At 67.3% G+C, this 15,673-nt stretch carries 14 protein-coding genes, 1 pseudogene and 1 riboswitch; of the genes and pseudogenes, 11 read left to right on the forward strand and 4 right to left on the reverse strand.

The features are described from left to right. A pseudogene (locus ACK5F2_RS04170) lies at positions 1-226 on the forward strand (branched-chain amino acid ABC transporter substrate-binding protein); the annotation flags it as partial. A 59-nt stretch (positions 227-285) separates the two neighbouring features. On the opposite strand, the gene ACK5F2_RS04175 reads toward ACK5F2_RS04170, so the two are convergent. Next, the gene (locus ACK5F2_RS04175; RefSeq protein WP_409863006.1) at positions 286-2,625 is read right to left on the reverse strand and encodes a diguanylate cyclase; all 2,340 of its coding nucleotides are present in this window, start codon (positions 2,623-2,625) and stop codon (positions 286-288) included. A 147-nt stretch (positions 2,626-2,772) separates the two neighbouring features. On the opposite strand from ACK5F2_RS04175, the gene ACK5F2_RS04180 reads away from it, so the two are divergent. From ACK5F2_RS04180 to ACK5F2_RS04195, 4 genes are all read left to right on the forward strand, one after another. After that, positions 2,773-3,144 carry a nuclear transport factor 2 family protein gene (locus tag ACK5F2_RS04180; RefSeq protein WP_409863007.1) on the forward strand — a complete coding sequence of 124 codons (372 nt, stop codon included), beginning with the start codon at positions 2,773-2,775 and terminating at the stop codon, positions 3,142-3,144. A gap of 93 nt (positions 3,145-3,237) precedes the next feature. Continuing rightward, on the forward strand, positions 3,238-3,813 hold the full coding sequence (gene phaR / locus ACK5F2_RS04185) for a polyhydroxyalkanoate synthesis repressor PhaR (RefSeq protein ID WP_409863009.1): 576 nt from the start codon (positions 3,238-3,240) through the stop codon (positions 3,811-3,813). A gap of 54 nt (positions 3,814-3,867) precedes the next feature. Continuing rightward, positions 3,868-5,274, forward strand: a complete 1,407-nt coding sequence (gene rimO / locus ACK5F2_RS04190; protein WP_409863010.1) for a 30S ribosomal protein S12 methylthiotransferase RimO — start codon at positions 3,868-3,870, stop codon at positions 5,272-5,274. Positions 5,275-5,345: 71 nt separating this feature from the next. Continuing rightward, the gene (locus ACK5F2_RS04195; protein ID WP_409863011.1) at positions 5,346-6,542 is read left to right on the forward strand and encodes a PLP-dependent transferase; all 1,197 of its coding nucleotides are present in this window, start codon (positions 5,346-5,348) and stop codon (positions 6,540-6,542) included. 41 nt (positions 6,543-6,583) lie between these two features. Here the strand turns inward: ACK5F2_RS04195 and ACK5F2_RS04200 are convergent, their stop codons facing one another. Together ACK5F2_RS04200 and smpB are read right to left on the reverse strand one after the other, a co-directional pair. Next, complete coding sequence (locus ACK5F2_RS04200) at positions 6,584-7,648, reverse strand: adenosine deaminase (RefSeq protein ID WP_409863013.1); 1,065 nt, start codon at positions 7,646-7,648, stop codon at positions 6,584-6,586. Between the two features lie 11 nt (positions 7,649-7,659). Then, positions 7,660-8,133 (reverse strand): SsrA-binding protein SmpB, encoded by a 474-nt coding sequence (smpB, locus tag ACK5F2_RS04205; protein ID WP_409863015.1) that lies wholly within the window; start codon positions 8,131-8,133, stop codon positions 7,660-7,662. 57 nt (positions 8,134-8,190) lie between these two features. On the opposite strand from smpB, the gene ACK5F2_RS04210 reads away from it, so the two are divergent. Further along, positions 8,191-8,652 carry a type II toxin-antitoxin system RatA family toxin gene (locus tag ACK5F2_RS04210; protein WP_409863017.1) on the forward strand — a complete coding sequence of 154 codons (462 nt, stop codon included), beginning with the start codon at positions 8,191-8,193 and terminating at the stop codon, positions 8,650-8,652. Next, the gene (locus ACK5F2_RS04215; RefSeq protein ID WP_409863019.1) at positions 8,639-8,971 is read left to right on the forward strand and encodes an RnfH family protein; all 333 of its coding nucleotides are present in this window, start codon (positions 8,639-8,641) and stop codon (positions 8,969-8,971) included. Before ACK5F2_RS04210 ends, ACK5F2_RS04215 begins: the two co-directional genes overlap by 14 nt. Positions 8,972-8,986: 15 nt before the next feature. On the opposite strand, the gene ACK5F2_RS04220 is transcribed toward ACK5F2_RS04215, so the two are convergent. Next, the gene (locus ACK5F2_RS04220) at positions 8,987-9,556 is read right to left on the reverse strand and encodes a DUF4124 domain-containing protein (protein WP_409863020.1); all 570 of its coding nucleotides are present in this window, start codon (positions 9,554-9,556) and stop codon (positions 8,987-8,989) included. Positions 9,557-9,726: 170 nt separating this feature from the next. Between ACK5F2_RS04220 and guaB the strand changes: the two genes are divergently transcribed. The 4 genes from guaB to ACK5F2_RS04240 form a co-directional block, all read left to right on the forward strand. Next, entirely contained in the window at positions 9,727-11,199 is a 1,473-nt protein-coding gene (gene guaB / locus ACK5F2_RS04225) for an IMP dehydrogenase (RefSeq protein WP_409863021.1), read from the forward strand. A 7-nt stretch (positions 11,200-11,206) separates the two neighbouring features. After that, positions 11,207-12,484: an MFS transporter gene (locus ACK5F2_RS04230; RefSeq protein ID WP_409863023.1), complete on the forward strand. Its 1,278-nt coding sequence runs from the start codon at positions 11,207-11,209 to the stop codon at positions 12,482-12,484. A gap of 12 nt (positions 12,485-12,496) precedes the next feature. After that, a complete protein-coding gene (gene guaA / locus ACK5F2_RS04235; protein ID WP_409863025.1) occupies positions 12,497-14,104 on the forward strand; it encodes a glutamine-hydrolyzing GMP synthase in 1,608 nt (535 codons plus the stop codon). Between the two features lie 201 nt (positions 14,105-14,305). Beyond that, positions 14,306-14,391: riboswitch (cyclic di-GMP riboswitch) on the forward strand. Between the two features lie 690 nt (positions 14,392-15,081). Continuing rightward, on the forward strand, positions 15,082-15,673 hold a 592-nt coding region (locus ACK5F2_RS04240), incomplete at its 3' end, for a POTRA domain-containing protein (RefSeq protein WP_409863027.1).

Raw genomic sequence — 15,673 nt, forward strand, 5'->3', positions numbered from 1 at the left:
CTACGCCCCCTATGTGTACGACGCCGTGAACGTGATGGTGGCCGCCATGGTCAAGGCCGGCTCCGCTGAGCCGGCCAAGTACCTGCCGGTGCTGGCCAAGACCGAGGGCTACAAGGGTGTGACGGGCACCATCGCCTTCGATAACAAGGGCGACATCAAGAACGGCGCCCTGACCCTGTTCACCTACAAGGGTGGTGCTCGCGAGCAGATCGCCGTGGTCCGCTGATCGGATCCGGGCTCATGAGGAGGGCGGCCGCTGGCCGCCCTTTTTCATGGGGCAATTCTTCAATCCGGGGCGCCGGGTTCGGCCAGGCCGCGCATGGCTTGCACGCAGCCGCTGGCCAGCAGATCGCTCAGGGACTGTGGGTCGGGGGGCAGCCTCCGTCCGGGTGCTGGTGTGATGCCCATCCAGCCATCCCGACCCTCACGCTTGACCTGATACATGGCCTGGTCGGCCAGTTCCAAGACCTCGTGCCAACTCAGAACGCTCTGTTCGCGTGCCAAGGGGAAGCAGGCAAAGCCCACGGAGCAGCGGACCCGCAATCGCAGCGGACCGAGTTCGAAATCCCGGGCGCGAAATGCCTCGCAGATTCGTTCGGCCAAGTGGGGTGATTGCTCGGCTTCCATGCCGCGATCCACCAGCAGGAACTCCTCCCCCCCCAGACGGACCAGATAGCTGGAGTGGCGGCAGATGGCCTGCAAGCTCCTGGCAGCCTCCACCAGGGTCTGGTCGCCCACGCCATGGCCATGCCGGTCGTTGATGGCCTTGAAGTGGTCGATGTCGATCAGATAGGCCACGATATGCAGGCCGGTGCGCCCGACATCGCGCTGCGCCAGTCCCAGATCCGAAGCGATGTGCTGCTCCAGAAAGCGCCGGTTGTGCAGCCCGGTGAGCGGGTCGGTCAGGGTGGCGGCGGTGAGCAATTCATTCGCCAGGGCCAGGGCATGGTTGCTGAACTCCAGTTCGGCCGTGCGCTCCATCACTCTTTGCTCCAGGGTGCGATTGGCCTGCAGCAGGGCCTCGTGCGCCAGCTGTGTCTGGTGCCTGGCTTCGATATGGCTGCACAGCGAGCCCAGGTGCGAGGCCAGCAGCACATCCTCACGCGACCAGGGCCGGGGCGGCCCTTGCCGGGCCAGCAGCAGCAGGCCCAGCCAGCGCCCCTGCTGCCGCAGCGGAACTTCGATGGCCGAACCCAGGCCCAGGGACTGCAGCAACGGGCGCAGCGGCGTCACATCGGGATGGGCGCGCGAATCATGCAGCACCCGAATGTCTTGGGGCGGGCGCTGCGACTGCCGCAGTGTCTCGACATAGCGCTGCCACTGAGGCCTTGCATCGGGGGCCAGGCCGGCGTCGGCCATCGATACCGCCGCGCCGTCGGGCCAGTACCAGACCGAGGCGAAATCGGCACGCAGGATCAGGGCACCGGCCTGGGTCAGTCGCCGCAGGGCCTGTGCCCGGTCGGTATCGATCTGCTGCAGCTCTTCGCTCAAGAGCAGCATGCGCTCCAGGGGCGGTGGTTCGCTGAGGTCGTACTGCCTCAGGGCATCCAGATTCTCGGCCACATGCAGCTGGTCCAGCAGACGGGCTTGCAAGGCCTTGGCCGCTCGGGTGTGATGCAGGGCCCGACTCAGATCACCGGCCTGCTCGGCCAGCAGGGCCAGGGCGTCCAGGCAGTCGGCGGCCTGGCGACGCGCGCCGGTCTGTTCGGCCTGATTCAGGGCCCGCTCGAAGGCGATGCGCGCCGCCTCCGCCTGACCCTGAGCGAGCTTGATTTGCGCCAGCGTGCGGTAGACGCCGCTGAGCAGCCAGCGGTTGTCGGCGGCCTCGGCCAGCTTGCGCGCCTGCTCGACGCGGAGGGCGGCCAGCTCAAGCGCCTGCTGCTGCAGGGCGAGGTCGGCCAGCTGCCACAGACATTCACCCTCGTAGTGGCGTATGGCGCCGCGCCGCGCCGCCTCCAGTCCGCGCTCAAAAGCCTGGGCGGCAGCCTCGGCCCGCCCGATCACGCGCAAATTGAAGCCCTGGTTGATGGCGACCTTGCTGACCAGGTAGTCGTCCTGCAAGGACTCGGCCAGCCGGGCGGCATCGCCGTGCAGGCGGGCGGCGGTGTGGCCATTGCCCAAGGCGTCATAGATCTGGCCCAGCCCCACCCGGGCCTCCACCTCGGCATCGGCCACCTCGCTCAAGCGGGCCAGCTGCATGGCGGCGGACCAGCATTGCGCGGCCTCACCATAGTCACCCCGGCTGTAGGCCAGCCGTCCCATGGCACACAGCAGCCGTGCTTGCTCGGGATTCCAGCCCTGTTCCAGGCTCAGGGCTTGCAGGCGCTGCATCTCGGGTCCCAGAGGCTGGCCCTGGCCCAGGACTTCCAGGCACTGAAAACGCAGATAGGTCAGGCTGCACAGCCAGCGTGACGATGCGTCGCGCGCGGCCTCGGCCTCGCCGAGGCTGCCCAGCCACGCTGCGAGCAGCCTCGGGTGCTGGAAGCGCCATGCCAGCAGTCGCTGCCAGCGTGGGGGCAGCGCGCGCGCATCCGAAGCCGCCAGCAGATGCCGCAAGGTGGCGCAGCTGCGGCCTGGCTTGGCACAGGTGCTGTCCAGCAACAGGGGCTCGGCATTGCGGCTCATGGCAGTGAGGCTGTGGGCGACACGAAACCAGCTTATCTCAAAGCCCGGTGGCGCGAGACGCTGTCTCCACGTATTCCTTGACGGGGCCCAGAATCGGGGCCTGTGCACGGGCTTGGGTCCGCGCCTTCGTCTTCAACGCCAATACCTATGTCCGCAGCTCCCCCATCCCGCCCGACCCGCAGCCCCACCGAGCTGGCCCAGGCTCAGCTTGATGCCTACAACCGCAAGGACCTTGAGGCCTTTTGTGCCTGCTACAGCGAGGATGTCAAGGTCTGGCACCCGCCCGAGCCCGAGCCCCGGCTCTCGGGCATGCGCGCCTTCAGGGCGCGCTATGCGGCGGGCCCGTTTGCCCAGCCCGCCGTTCGGGCCGAGGTCAGCCAGCGCCTGGTACTGCCCGAGATGGTGGTGGATCATGAGGTGGTTCACGGCCGTGCCGACGGCCCCAGTGAGCTTGCCGTGGTGTACCGCTGCCGCGAAGGCCTGATTGCCGAGGTCTTCTTCTTCACGCGGCCGGCCTGAGCCTCCAGGCCGCGCCTGGGAAAACCCCTCCGGAGTCGGGGGTGCGGGCTTCTAGAATGCGGGCAAAGTCCATTGCATTCGAAGGGAGAACCCATGGCCACTGCCCGCAGCGGCAAGTCCGCCAGCAAGGCCGAGGAGACGACAGGCCTGCGGGTGCTCAAGAAGTACCCCAACCGGCGCCTTTACGACACCCGCAGCAGCAGCTACATCACCCTGGCCGACGTCAAGGCCATGGTGCTGGAGGCTCAAGAGTTCGAGGTCCGCGACGCCAAGACCGGCGAGGACCTGACCCGCTCCATCCTGCTGCAGATCATCCTGGAGGAGGAGACCGGCGGCGTGCCCATGTTCTCCACCGCCGCGCTCTCGCAGATCATCCGCTTCTATGGCCATGCCATGCAGGGCGTGATGGGGGCTTATCTCGAGAAGAACATGCAGTCCTTTACGGAGCTGCAGAGCCAGTTTGCCGAGCAAAGCAAGGGGCTGCCCTTCAGTCCCGAGGCGTGGACCCAGTTCATGACGGCCCAGAACCCGGTCATGCAGAACCTCATGGGCGGCTATCTGGAGCAGTCCAAGACCCTGTTCGAGCAGATGCAGGAGCAGATGAAGCAGGCGGGCGCGCTCTTTCCCGGCATGGCCGGCATGTCGGGTTTTCCGGGCAAGAAGCCCTGAGATGCACCCAGCGCCGGGCGCGCTGCGTCCGGCTTGAGGGACAATCGGGGCATCATGAGCGATACCTCCGTCCTGAGCCCGTCCCAGCCCGCAGCGCCCGGCACGGCTCCCAAGATCGGCTTCGTCAGCCTAGGCTGCCCCAAGGCCCTGACCGATTCCGAGCTGATCCTGACCCAGCTGCGCGCCGAGGGTTACGAAACCTCCAAGACCTTTGCCGGTGCCGATCTGGTGATCGTCAACACCTGCGGCTTCATCGATGACGCCGTCAAGGAAAGCCTGGACACCATTGGCGAGGCCCTGGCCGAGAACGGCAAGGTCATCGTCACCGGCTGCCTGGGTGCCAAGGCCGGCCAGGCCGGTGGCGACAACCTGATCAAGGAAGTTCACCCCAGCGTGCTGGCCGTGACCGGCCCCCATGCCACCCAGGAGGTGATGGATGCGGTGCACACCCATGTGCCCAAGCCCCACGACCCCTTTGTGGACCTGGTGCCGGCCCAGGGCATCAAGCTCACGCCCAAGCACTACGCCTATCTGAAGATCAGCGAGGGCTGCAACCACCGCTGCAGCTTCTGCATCATCCCCAGCATGCGCGGCGATCTGGTCTCGCGTCCCATCGGCGATGTGCTGAACGAGGCCCGCGCGCTGTTCGAAGCCGGCGTCAAGGAGCTGCTGGTCATCAGCCAGGACACCAGCGCCTATGGTGTGGACGTGAAGTACCGCACCGGCTTCTGGGACGGCACGCCGGTCAAGACCAAGCTCTTCGACCTGGTGGCCCGTCTGGGCGAGCTGGCCAAGGCCCATGGCGCCTGGGTGCGCCTGCACTACGTCTACCCCTATCCGCATGTGGACGAGATCCTGCCCCTGATGGCCGAGGGTCTGATCCTGCCCTATCTGGACGTGCCCCTGCAGCATGCCCACCCGGATGTGCTCAAGCGCATGAAGCGCCCGGCCAATGGCGAGAAGAACCTGGAGCGCATCCAGCGCTGGCGCGAGATCTGCCCCGAGATCGTGATCCGCTCCACCTTTATTGCGGGCTTCCCCGGCGAGACCGAGGCCGAGTTCCAGTACCTGCTGGACTTCATGCAAGAGGCCCGCATCGACCGCGCCGGCTGCTTTGCCTACTCGCCGGTGGAGGGCGCCACCGCCAACGAACTGCCCGGCGCCGTGGACGAGGCCGTGCGCGAGGCGCGCCGTGCCCAGTTCATGGAAGTGGCCGAGCGCGTCTCGGCCGCCAAGCTGCGCGAGCGCATCGGCGCCACCATGCAGGTGCTGGTCGATTCCGCCCCGGCCCTGGGCCGCAAGGGCGGCGTGGGTCGCAGCTATGCCGATGCGCCCGAGATCGACGGCACCGTGCGCCTGCTGCCGCCCGAGAAGGCCAGCAAGACGCTCAAGGTGGGTGAGTTCACGCGTGCGCGCATCGTCGCGGCCGAGGGTCACGATCTGGTGGCCATGCCCATCTGAGCCGCGGCAATCGCGGAGAATCGAGGCGGGCCCCGGGCCCGCCTTTTTTCTTTGTCGAGCGAGGACCGATCTTGAGCCGCCAGCGTGCCATTGCCACCGAGCAGATCCACCATGCCTACCGCGCCCCCGAGGGCTGGGAGGCCGTGCCGGTGGGGGTCTACAAGGCCTCCACCGTGCTGTTCAAGAACACCGCCGATCTGCACAAGCCCCGTCCGCGCGACGGTCTGAGCTACCGCTACGGCCTGCACGGCACGCCCACCAGTTACACCCTGGCTACGCGCATCGCCAGCCTGGAGGGCGGCACGCACTGCCTGCTCACGCCCAGCGGTCTGTCCGCCGTGACCCTGGTCTCCATGGCCCTGCTGCGCCCCGGTGACGAGGTGCTGGTGCCCGACAACGTCTATGGCCAGAACCGCTATCTCACCGAGTCCTGGCTGCCACAGTTTGGCATCACCCACCGCGTCTACGATCCGCTGGACCTGGCGGGCTTCAAGACCTTGCTGAGCGAGAAGACCCGCCTGGTCTGGCTGGAGGCCGCCGGCTCCATCACGCTCGAGTTCCCGGACCTGGTGGCCCTGGTGCAGGCCTGCCGCGAGCGGGGCATCGTCTGCGCCCTGGACAACACCTGGGGCGCGGGCGTGGCCTTCAAGCCCTTCGAGCTGGCGCCGGGCCTGGGCGTGGACATTTCCATGCAGGCCCTGACCAAGTACCCCTCGGGCGGGGCCGATGTGCTGATGGGCTCGGTCGTCACGCGTGACGCGGCCCTGCACGAGCGGCTCAACCATGCGCATGAGCATCTGGGCTACGGCCTGGGCCAGAACGATGTGGAGTTGGTGCTGCGTGGCCTGCCCAGCCTGGAGCTGCGCTACCGCGCCCAGGACGCCTGCACCCGCGCCCTGGCGGCGTGGATGGCTCAGCGACCCGAGGTGGCGCGCGTGCTGCACCCGGCCCTGCCGGGCTCGCCCGGCCACGAGCACTGGCAGGCCCTCAGCGCCGAGGGCGCGGCCTGCCTGTTCAGCGTGGTGTTCCAGCCCGAGTACGGGTCGGCCGAGGTGGATGCCTTTGTGGACGCGCTGCAGCTCTTTGGCATCGGCTACTCCTGGGCCGGTCCCATGAGCCTGGCCGTGCCCTATGACATGCGGCGCAGTCGCAATCTGGGCCTGCCCTATCCGGCCGAGCGCATCGTGCGCTTTGCCATCGGCCTGGAGGCCGAGGCCGATCTGCGCGCCGACCTGGCGCTGGCGCTCAGCGTGCTGCGCCCGCGCTGAACCAGGCGCTCAGCGCGCTGCGCCCGCGCTGAATCAGGTGTTCAGCGCGCTGCGCCCGCGCTGAAACGCGCGAACACCGCATCCAGCTCGGCGATCCAGCCGGCTTGCTGCTCGGGGCTGGCGAAGCTGGCTTCGAAGCTGTTGCGCAGCAGGGTGTAGGCGTGGCTGGCATCCAGCTGGGGCAGGGCGTCGAAGCACTGGCCCAGATTGGCGCCCAGATAGCCGCCGAAATAGGCCGGGTCGTCCGAGTTGAGCATCACCTTGAGCCCGGCGTCCAGCAGGGCGGGCAGGGGATGCTGGGCCAGGTCCGGCACCACGCACAGGCGCAGATTGGACAGCGGGCAGACCGTCAGCGGTACCTGGCGGCGGCGCAGTTCCTCCACCAGGGCCGGGTCTTCCAGGCAGCGCACGCCGTGGTCGATGCGCTCGGCGCCCAGGGTCTGCAGCGCCCCCCAGATATAGGCGGGCGGGCCTTCCTCGCCCGCATGGGCCACGATGCGCAGACCCAGGGCCCGGGCGCGCTCGAAGACGCGCGCGAACTTCTCGGGCGGATTGCCGCGCTCCCCGCTGTCCAGCCCCACGCCCAGCAGGCGCTCGCGGTAGGGCAGCAGGGCGTCCAGGGTCTGCAGCGCGTCTTCCTCGCTGAGGTGGCGCAAAAAGCAGGGGATGAGGGCGATGCTCAGGCCCAGCTCGCGCTCGGCGCGGGCAATAGCGGCCTCCAGGCCGGCCATGACGGTGGCCAGGGCGATGCCGCGGTGGGTGTGGGTTTGCGGGTCGAAGAAGATCTCGCTGCGGCGGATGTGGTCGGCCGCGGCGCGCTCGAAGTAGGCATAGGCCATGTCCTCGAAGTCCTGCGCCGTCTGCAGCACGCCGGCCCCGGCGTAGTAGAGGTCCAGAAAGCTCTGCAGATCGCTGAAGTCGTAGGCGCGGCGCAGCGCGTCCACATCCGCGTAGGGCAGGGTGATGCTGTTGCGACTTGCCAGGGCGAACATCAGCTCGGGCTCCAGCGTGCCCTCGATATGCAGATGCAGCTCGGCCTTGGGGGCCTCGGCCAGCAGGGCCGACAACTGTGCACGGGGGATAGGGCGGTAGGTGTCGGCTTGCATGGTGGCTCTCCTTAGTTGCGGCCGGGCTTGCCGTTGCCGCTGACCTTGTGGCGCATCAGCTGGCCCTTCTCGCGCTCCCAGTCGCGCTTCTTCTCGGTCTCGCGCTTGTCGTGCAGGCTCTTGCCCTTGGCCAGGGCGATGTCGGCCTTCACCAGGCCGCCCTTGTAGTGCAGGTTCAGCGGCACCAGCGTGAAGCCGCGCTGCTCCACCTTGCCCACCAGGCGGCGGATCTCGTCCTTCTTGAGCAGCAGCTTCTTGGTGCGGTCGGCCTGTGGGTTCACATGGGTGGAGGCGCTGCGCAGGGCATTGATGCGGCAGCCGATCAGGAAGAGCTCGCCGTTCTTGATCATCACGTAGCCATCGGTGAGCTGGACCTGACCGGCGCGTATGGCCTTGATCTCCCAGCCCTCGAGCACGACCCCGCACTCGTACTGCTCCTCTATGTGGTATTCGAATCGGGCGCGACGGTTTTCTGCGATGGACATGGGCTGGGATCTTGGGGCGCTTGCGCCCAATACAATCCCGGCATTGTAAGAAGCGCCATGAAACACGTTAGGAAGTCCGTGCTGCTGTGGTACTCCCCGCAGGAGATGTACCAGCTGGTCACCGGTATCAATCACTATCCCGAGTTCCTGCCCTGGTGCGAGAGGGCGGAGCTGCTGGAGCAGCGCGAGGATGGCATCACCGCCCGGCTCTCGCTGGCCTATGCGGGGGTGCAACACGCCTTCACCACCCGGAACACCCATCTGAGCAACAGCCGGGTCGAGATGGCCCTGGTCGATGGCCCCTTTTCCCTGCTGGATGGCGTCTGGCAGTTCATCCCCCTGAACAAGCCGGGAGCGGATGCGGACGCGGACAAGGCCTGCAAGATCGAGTTCGAGCTGCGCTATGCCTTCTCCAGCCGCGCGCTGGAGGCGGTGGTGAGCCCCGTCTTCGACCGCATTGCCAACACCTTTGTGGATCGCTTCGTGCAGCGGGCCGAGGCTGTTTATGGCCCCCGCTGATCCGGCGCGCCTGCGGGTGGAGCTGGTCTGGAGCCCCGCCACCGGCGATGTGCGCCACCAGTGGCTGGACCTGGCGCCGGGCTGCACCCTGGGTCAGGCCCTGCTGGGCTGCGAGGCCCTGGCCGGTGTGGACCTGGCGGGTTTTCGCATCGGCATCTGGGGACGGGTGCGGCCGCTGGACACGCCGCTGCGCGAGCGGGATCGCATCGAGCTCTACCGTCCGCTGACCGTAGACCCCAAGGAGGCGCGGCGCCAGCGCTATCGCGCCACGGGCCGGCGCATCGTCTCGCGCCACCGCCCCAAGGCCGGGGCGATCTGAGTCAGGGCACGCGCTTTAGCGGCAGTCGCTGCTGATGATGGCGCGTGTGCGTTGCGCTTCCTCGGCGCGCTGACGCTCATCCAGGAATTCCGTTTCGCCCGCCTCGTTGCGGCGCGAGATGCGCATGCCGTCCTCGATCATGCGCAGATGGCTGGTGGCGCGCTTGCAGTTCTCGGCGCGCTGCTCGGCCAAGCGGCGCTCCTCTTCCTTTTGCTTGCGGGCCTGCTGCTCCTGTTCTTGCCGGGCCCGATTCTGGCGCTCCTGCTCTGCGCGACTGGGGGCTGCCGAGGCCTTGGGTGCGACGGAGGCTGGGGCTGCGGCCGGCGTTGCCGCCGCCGGCGTGATCGGGCGCACGACCACCGGCACTCGCTGGCCCGGGGGACGCTGCAGGATGTCCTTGTCGGGAATGCCGGCCGGTGGAGGCAGGTCGCTATAGAGCACCTTGCCCGAGGCGTCTCGCCACTTCCACTGGGTCTGGGCGTTGGCGGGCAGGCTGTGCATCGTCAGCAGCAGCATCAGGGCGCACAGGCCCGACGGCAGCAGGGCCAGGGACAGGGGCTTGCGATGAGGGTGTTGACGGCGCATGTGGGGGCGTTGTCGGGAGGGATGCCCAAGTGTAGCGAGCCCTCCGGTGACAAGATGTGCCGAGCGTGCCGCATTGCACGCCGGCCGCGCCAGACTTTGCGCAAACGCGGCGTGAGCGGGGCGGGTGTCGCTCATTCCGTATAATGCCGCTTTGCGTCTGGAGCTTTCTCATGCGCCTTCTCGGAAAAGCACTCACCTTCGACGACGTGTTGCTGGTGCCTGCCTTCTCCCAGGTGTTGCCCCGCGACACCAGCCTCGCCACCCAATTCACCCGCAATATCCGGCTGAACCTGCCCCTGGTTTCCGCCGCGATGGATACCGTGACCGAAGCGCGGCTGGCGATCGCGATCGCCCAGGAGGGCGGTATCGGCATCGTGCACAAGAACCTGACGCCGGCCCAGCAGGCTGCCGAGGTGGCGCGCGTCAAGCGCTACGAGTCGGGCCTGCTGCGCGACCCCATCACCATCACCCCCGAGACCACGGTGCGCCAGGTCAAGGCCCTGAGCGAGCAGCACGGCATTTCCGGCTTCCCGGTCCTGGTGGGCAAGAAGGTCGTGGGCATCGTCACCGGCCGCGATCTGCGCTTCGAGACCCGCAACGACGCCCCGGTCAGCCAGATCATGACCCCGGCCGAGCGCCTGATCACGGTCAAGGAAGGCGCTTCCCTGGAGGAAGGCAAGGCCCTGATGCACCAGCACAAGCTGGAGCGCGTGCTGGTGGTCAACGACGCCTTCGAGCTGCGCGGCCTGATGACCGTCAAGGACATCACCAAGCAGACCAACTTCCCCAATGCCGCCCGTGATGCCCAGGGCAAGCTGCGCGTGGGCGCGGCCGTGGGCGTGGGCGAGGGCACCGAAGAACGCGTGGAACTGCTGGTGCGTGCCGGCGTGGACGCCATCGTGGTGGACACGGCCCATGGCCACAGCGCCGGCGTGATCGAGCGCGTGCGCTGGGTCAAGAAGAACTACCCGCAGATTGACGTGATCGGCGGCAATATCGCCACCGGCGCGGCCGCCCTGGCCCTGGTGGAAGCGGGTGCCGACGGCGTCAAGGTCGGCATCGGCCCCGGCTCCATCTGCACCACCCGCATCGTGGCCGGTGTGGGCGTGCCCCAGATCACCGCCATCGACTATGTGGCCACCGCGCTCAAGGGCACGGGCGTGCCCCTGATCGCCGACGGCGGCATTCGCTACTCGGGTGACATCTCCAAGGCCATCGCCGCCGGTGCCAGCACCGTGATGATGGGCGGCATGTTTGCCGGCACCGAAGAAGCGCCGGGCGAGGTCATCCTCTACCAGGGTCGCAGCTACAAGAGCTACCGCGGCATGGGCTCCATCGGCGCGATGAAGGCCGGTTCGGCCGACCGCTACTTCCAGGAAAACGACGAGACCACCAACCCCAACGCGGACAAGCTGGTGCCCGAGGGCATCGAAGGCCGCGTGCCCTACAAGGGTTCCATGGTCGCGATCGCCTTCCAGATGGCCGGCGGTCTGCGCGCCTCCATGGGCTACTGCGGTTGCGCCAGCATTGCCGAGATGCATGATCGCGCCGAGTTTGTCGAGATCACCTCGGCAGGCATCCGCGAGAGCCATGTGCACGATGTGCAGATCACCAAGGAAGCGCCCAACTACCGCCTGGAGTGAGCAAGTCTTGAGCGAGCCGGTGCCCGTACCTTCCGGCGAGCAGGATTCCAAGCATGGCGGCCGCAAGGCCGCCATGTCTTTCATCCTGATCGCGGTGCTGATCGACATGATCTCGATCGGCCTCATCATTCCGGTGCTGCCACCGCTGGTAGGTACCTTCGCCACCACGCCGGCCGAGCACACCCTGGCCTATCTGGCGGTGAGCGTCGCCTTTGGCATTGCCAACTTCTTCGGTGCGCCCATCCTGGGCGCGCTGTCCGACCGCTTCGGGCGCCGGCCGGTGCTGCTGATCGGCTTCTCGGGGCTGGCCCTGAGCTTTCTGGTCACGGCCTCGGCCACCGCGCTGTGGATGCTGATCGTGGTGCGTCTGTTCTCGGGCGCCATGCAGGCCAATGCCTCGGTGGCCAATGCCTATGTGGCGGACATCACCGCGCCGGAAGATCGCGCCAAGCGCTTTGGCATGCTGGGCGCGGCCTTCGGCATGGGTTTCATCCTGGGGCCGGTCATGGGCGGCTTGCTGGGTGATATCGATCTGCACCTGCCCTTCTATGTGGCGGGTGGCTTGGCCCTGCTGAACTGGCTCTACGGCTATTTCGTGCTGCCCGAGTCCCTGGCGCCCGAGCATCGCCGTCCCTTCGAGTGGCGGACGGCCAACCCGGTCAGCTCCTTGAAGAAGCTGGCGGCGCTCAAGGGGGTGGGCACCCTGGTCTTTGTGATCGCGCTCTCCGGCTTGGCCCAGTTGATCCTGCACACCAGCTGGGTCATCTACACCAGCTTCAAGTTCGGTTGGGGCCCCAAGGAGAACGGGCTGTCCCTGTTTGCCGTCGGCGCCATGGCGGTGCTGGTGCAGGGCTTCTTGCTGCCGCGCCTGCTCAAGCTCTTCAGCCCGCAGCGCCTGGTGGTTCTGGGCCTGGCGTCCAGCGTCATCACCAACTTCGTCTGGGGTGCCGCCACCGCGGGCTGGGTGATGTATGCCGTGATCGTCTTCAATGTGCTGGGCTTTGCCGCATCGACGGCCCTGCAAAGCCTGATCTCCAACGCGGCCGATGCCAAGACCCAGGGACAGACCATGGGCGCCGTGTCCTCGCTCAACAGCGTGATGGCGGTGCTCGCGCCCATCGTGGGCATGAGCCTGATGTATCTGGTGGCCGAGCTGCCCAAGGGCGATTGGCGCATGGGCGCGCCCTTCTACTTCTGCGCCCTGCTGCAAGCGGCGTCCCTGTTCTTCGCCTGGCGCCATTTCGGTCGTCAGGCCAACCCGGTGCCCCTGGCCCGGGCTTCTTGATTGGATCTTTTTATGCAACACGACAAAGTCCTGATCCTCGACTTCGGCTCCCAGGTGACGCAGCTGATTGCCCGCCGCGTGCGCGAGTCGCATGTCTACTGCGAGATCCATCCGAACGACGTCTCGGACGAGTTCATCCGCAGCTTCGCACCCAAGGCCATCATCCTCTCGGGCAGCCATGCCTCCACCTATGAGGACCATGAGCTGCGCGCGCCTCAGGCGGTGTGGGACGCTGGCGTGCCCGTGCTGGGCATCTGCTACGGCATGCAGACCATGGCGGTGCAGCTGGGCGGCGAGGTGAGCTGGAGCGACACGCGCGAGTTCGGCTACGCCGAGGTGCGCGCCCATGGTCACACCCGGCTGCTGGACGGCATCCAGGACTTCGCCACGGCCGACGGCCATGGCATGCTCAAGGTCTGGATGAGTCATGGCGACAAGGTCACAGCCCTGCCGCCGGGCTTCAAGCTGATGGCCTCCACGCCCAGCTGCCCCATCGCCGGCATGGCCAACGAGGACAAGGGCTACTACGCCGTCCAGTTCCATCCCGAGGTCACGCACACCGTGCAGGGCCAGGCCATGCTCACCCGCTTCGTGCGTGAGATCGCCTGCTGCAAGGGCGACTGGATCATGGGCGACTACATCGAGGAAGCCGTTGCCAAGATCCGCGAGCAGGTGGGCGACGAGGAGGTGATCCTGGGCCTGTCCGGCGGTGTGGACTCCAGCGTGGCCGCGGCCCTGATCCATCGCGCCATCGGCGATCAGCTGACCTGCGTTTTCGTGGACCACGGCCTGCTGCGCCTGAACGAAGGCGATATGGTCATGGACATGTTCGAAGGCAAGCTGCACGCCAAGGTGATCCGGGTGCAGGCCGAAGAGCTGTTCCTGGGTCAGCTGGCCGGCGTGAGCGACCCGGAGAAGAAGCGCAAGATCATCGGCGGCCTGTTCGTGGACGTGTTCAAGGCGGAGGCGGCCAAGCTCAAGGCCGGCGATGGCGGCCACAAGGGCGCGACCTTCCTGGCCCAGGGCACCATCTACCCCGATGTGGTGGAGAGCGGCGGCACCAAGACCAAGAAGGCTACCACCATCAAGAGCCACCACAATGTGGGTGGCCTGCCCGAGCAGCTGGGCCTGAAGCTGCTGGAGCCGCTGCGCGAGCTCTTCAAGGACGAGGTGCGCGAACTGGGCGTGGCCCTGGGCCTGCCGCCCGAGATGGTCTACCGCCATCCCTTCCCCGGCCCGGGCCTGGGCGTGCGCATCCTGGGCGAGGTGAAGAAGGAGTACGCGGACCTGCTGCGCCGTGCCGACGCCATCTTCATCGAAGAGCTGCGCAATACCAAGGACGAGGCCACGGGCAAGACCTGGTACGAGCTCACCAGCCAGGCCTTCACCGTCTTCCTGCCGGTCAAGAGCGTGGGCGTGATGGGTGACGGCCGGACCTACGACTATGTGGTGGCCCTGCGCGCCGTTCAGACCAGCGACTTCATGACCGCCGACTGGGCCGAGCTGCCCTACAGCCTGCTCAAGCGCACGTCCGGCCGCATCATCAACGAGGTGCGCGGCATCAACCGCGTGACCTATGACGTGAGCTCCAAGCCGCCGGCGACCATCGAGTGGGAGTGAGGCGGAGGCAGCGCCGTGTCCTCCAGAACGACTGGGCGCCTCGCTGTGCGCCCACAAACCTGCTGAGCGGCTCGGCTGGCCCTGCGCGGGCTTCATCGTCATGAAGTCCGCCCGCTCCGCGATTGGTGTATGGCGACCCACCCCCCAAGGGGTGATACCCCCGTCAAAGGTCTGATCGCTACCATTTACAGCTATCAATCTCCTTACCAAAGGCAAAGCCGGCGCGAGCCGGTGACGCAAAGCCTCCGGTCTCGCCCGCTCTGGGTCGAGATAGCGGGGTTGCCGGATCGACAGCTCGATCCGTGAGCTGCTTTGTGCACTGCCTTTGGGGCCCTCGTGGCCACGGATCAGGCGGTGTTCATGAAAGCAAGAAATGCCCTGGGAGGGGCGGCCGGTTGCCCGGCACATGGGGTGAGGATGGCTTTGGCGCTAGGAGCCTGCGGGCTCGGTGCCGCGCAGGGCCAAGTGCCGGCCGCCGCGCCGGACCCGGCCGTCCAGCAGCAGTTGCAGCAGCAGCGCGAGCAGCCTGGGCGCGAGCGCCTCGGTGCGGGCGTGCCCGAAACCCCTTGCTTCGAAATCCAGCGCGTCGAGCTGCTAGGCCTGGAGGGCCTGACGGCGCCGGAACATGTGCTGCGCCCCGCCCTGAATGGCCCCGAGGGAAATGACCTGCGCGCGAGACGCCGCCAGCGTATGCATCCGGTGTCCCGGGGCCCCAAGGTAGCAGTGCGAGCGCGGCGATTACGGCCAATCGGCTCAGGGCCAGTCCGGCAGGCATGTGCCCGCAGGTGGCCGAGTTTTACAAAGCTTAAGACAGCCCTGAGCGCCGTGCTGCTTCAATGCCGGCCGATGAAATCAGGGGTACGCCGTCAGCACCACGCCCGGCGCGTCAAGGCAATGCTGCGCAGCCGGGCTGGTCCACCTTGCTTTGTGATTCATCGAGAGCAGCTCAATGTTCACGCCTCAGGGCGGTTCAATTCATGAAAGCAAGACATGCCCTGGGAGGGGCGGCCGGTTGCCTGGCACGTGGGGTGTGGATGGCCTTGGCGCTGGGGGCCTGCGGGCTCGGTGCCGCGCAGGGCCAGGTGCCGATCTCCGCGCCGGACCCGGCCGTCCAGCAGCAGTTGCAGCAGCAGCGTGAAGCCGAGCAGCGCAAGCAGCTTGAGCGCGAGCCCGATGTGCGGCTGCAAGACGGGCAGCCGCGTGCGACCAGCCTGGCGCGGGAGCGCCTTGATGCGGGCGCGCCCGAAACCCCTTGCTTCGAAATCCAGCGCGTTGAGCTATTGGGCCTGGAGGGCCTGACGGCGCTTGAACATGTGCTGCGCCCCGCCTTGAATGGCCCCGAAGGGAATGACCCGCCCGAGGGGCGCTGCCTGGGGGTGCGCGGCGTCTCCATCCTGCTCAGCCGCTTGCAGGACGCCCTGATCGCGCAAGGCTATATCACCACGCGCGTGCTCACCCCGGCCCAGGACCTGTCCACAGGCCGCCTGCAGCTGCAGGTGGTTCCCGGCCGCCTGCACCAGATTCGCGTGCGCGAGGGCAGCTCGCCCCAGCTACGCCTGGGTAATGCCC

It is taken from the genome of Roseateles sp., from assembly GCF_046300915.1.
Taxonomy (GTDB): domain Bacteria; phylum Pseudomonadota; class Gammaproteobacteria; order Burkholderiales; family Burkholderiaceae_C; genus Kinneretia.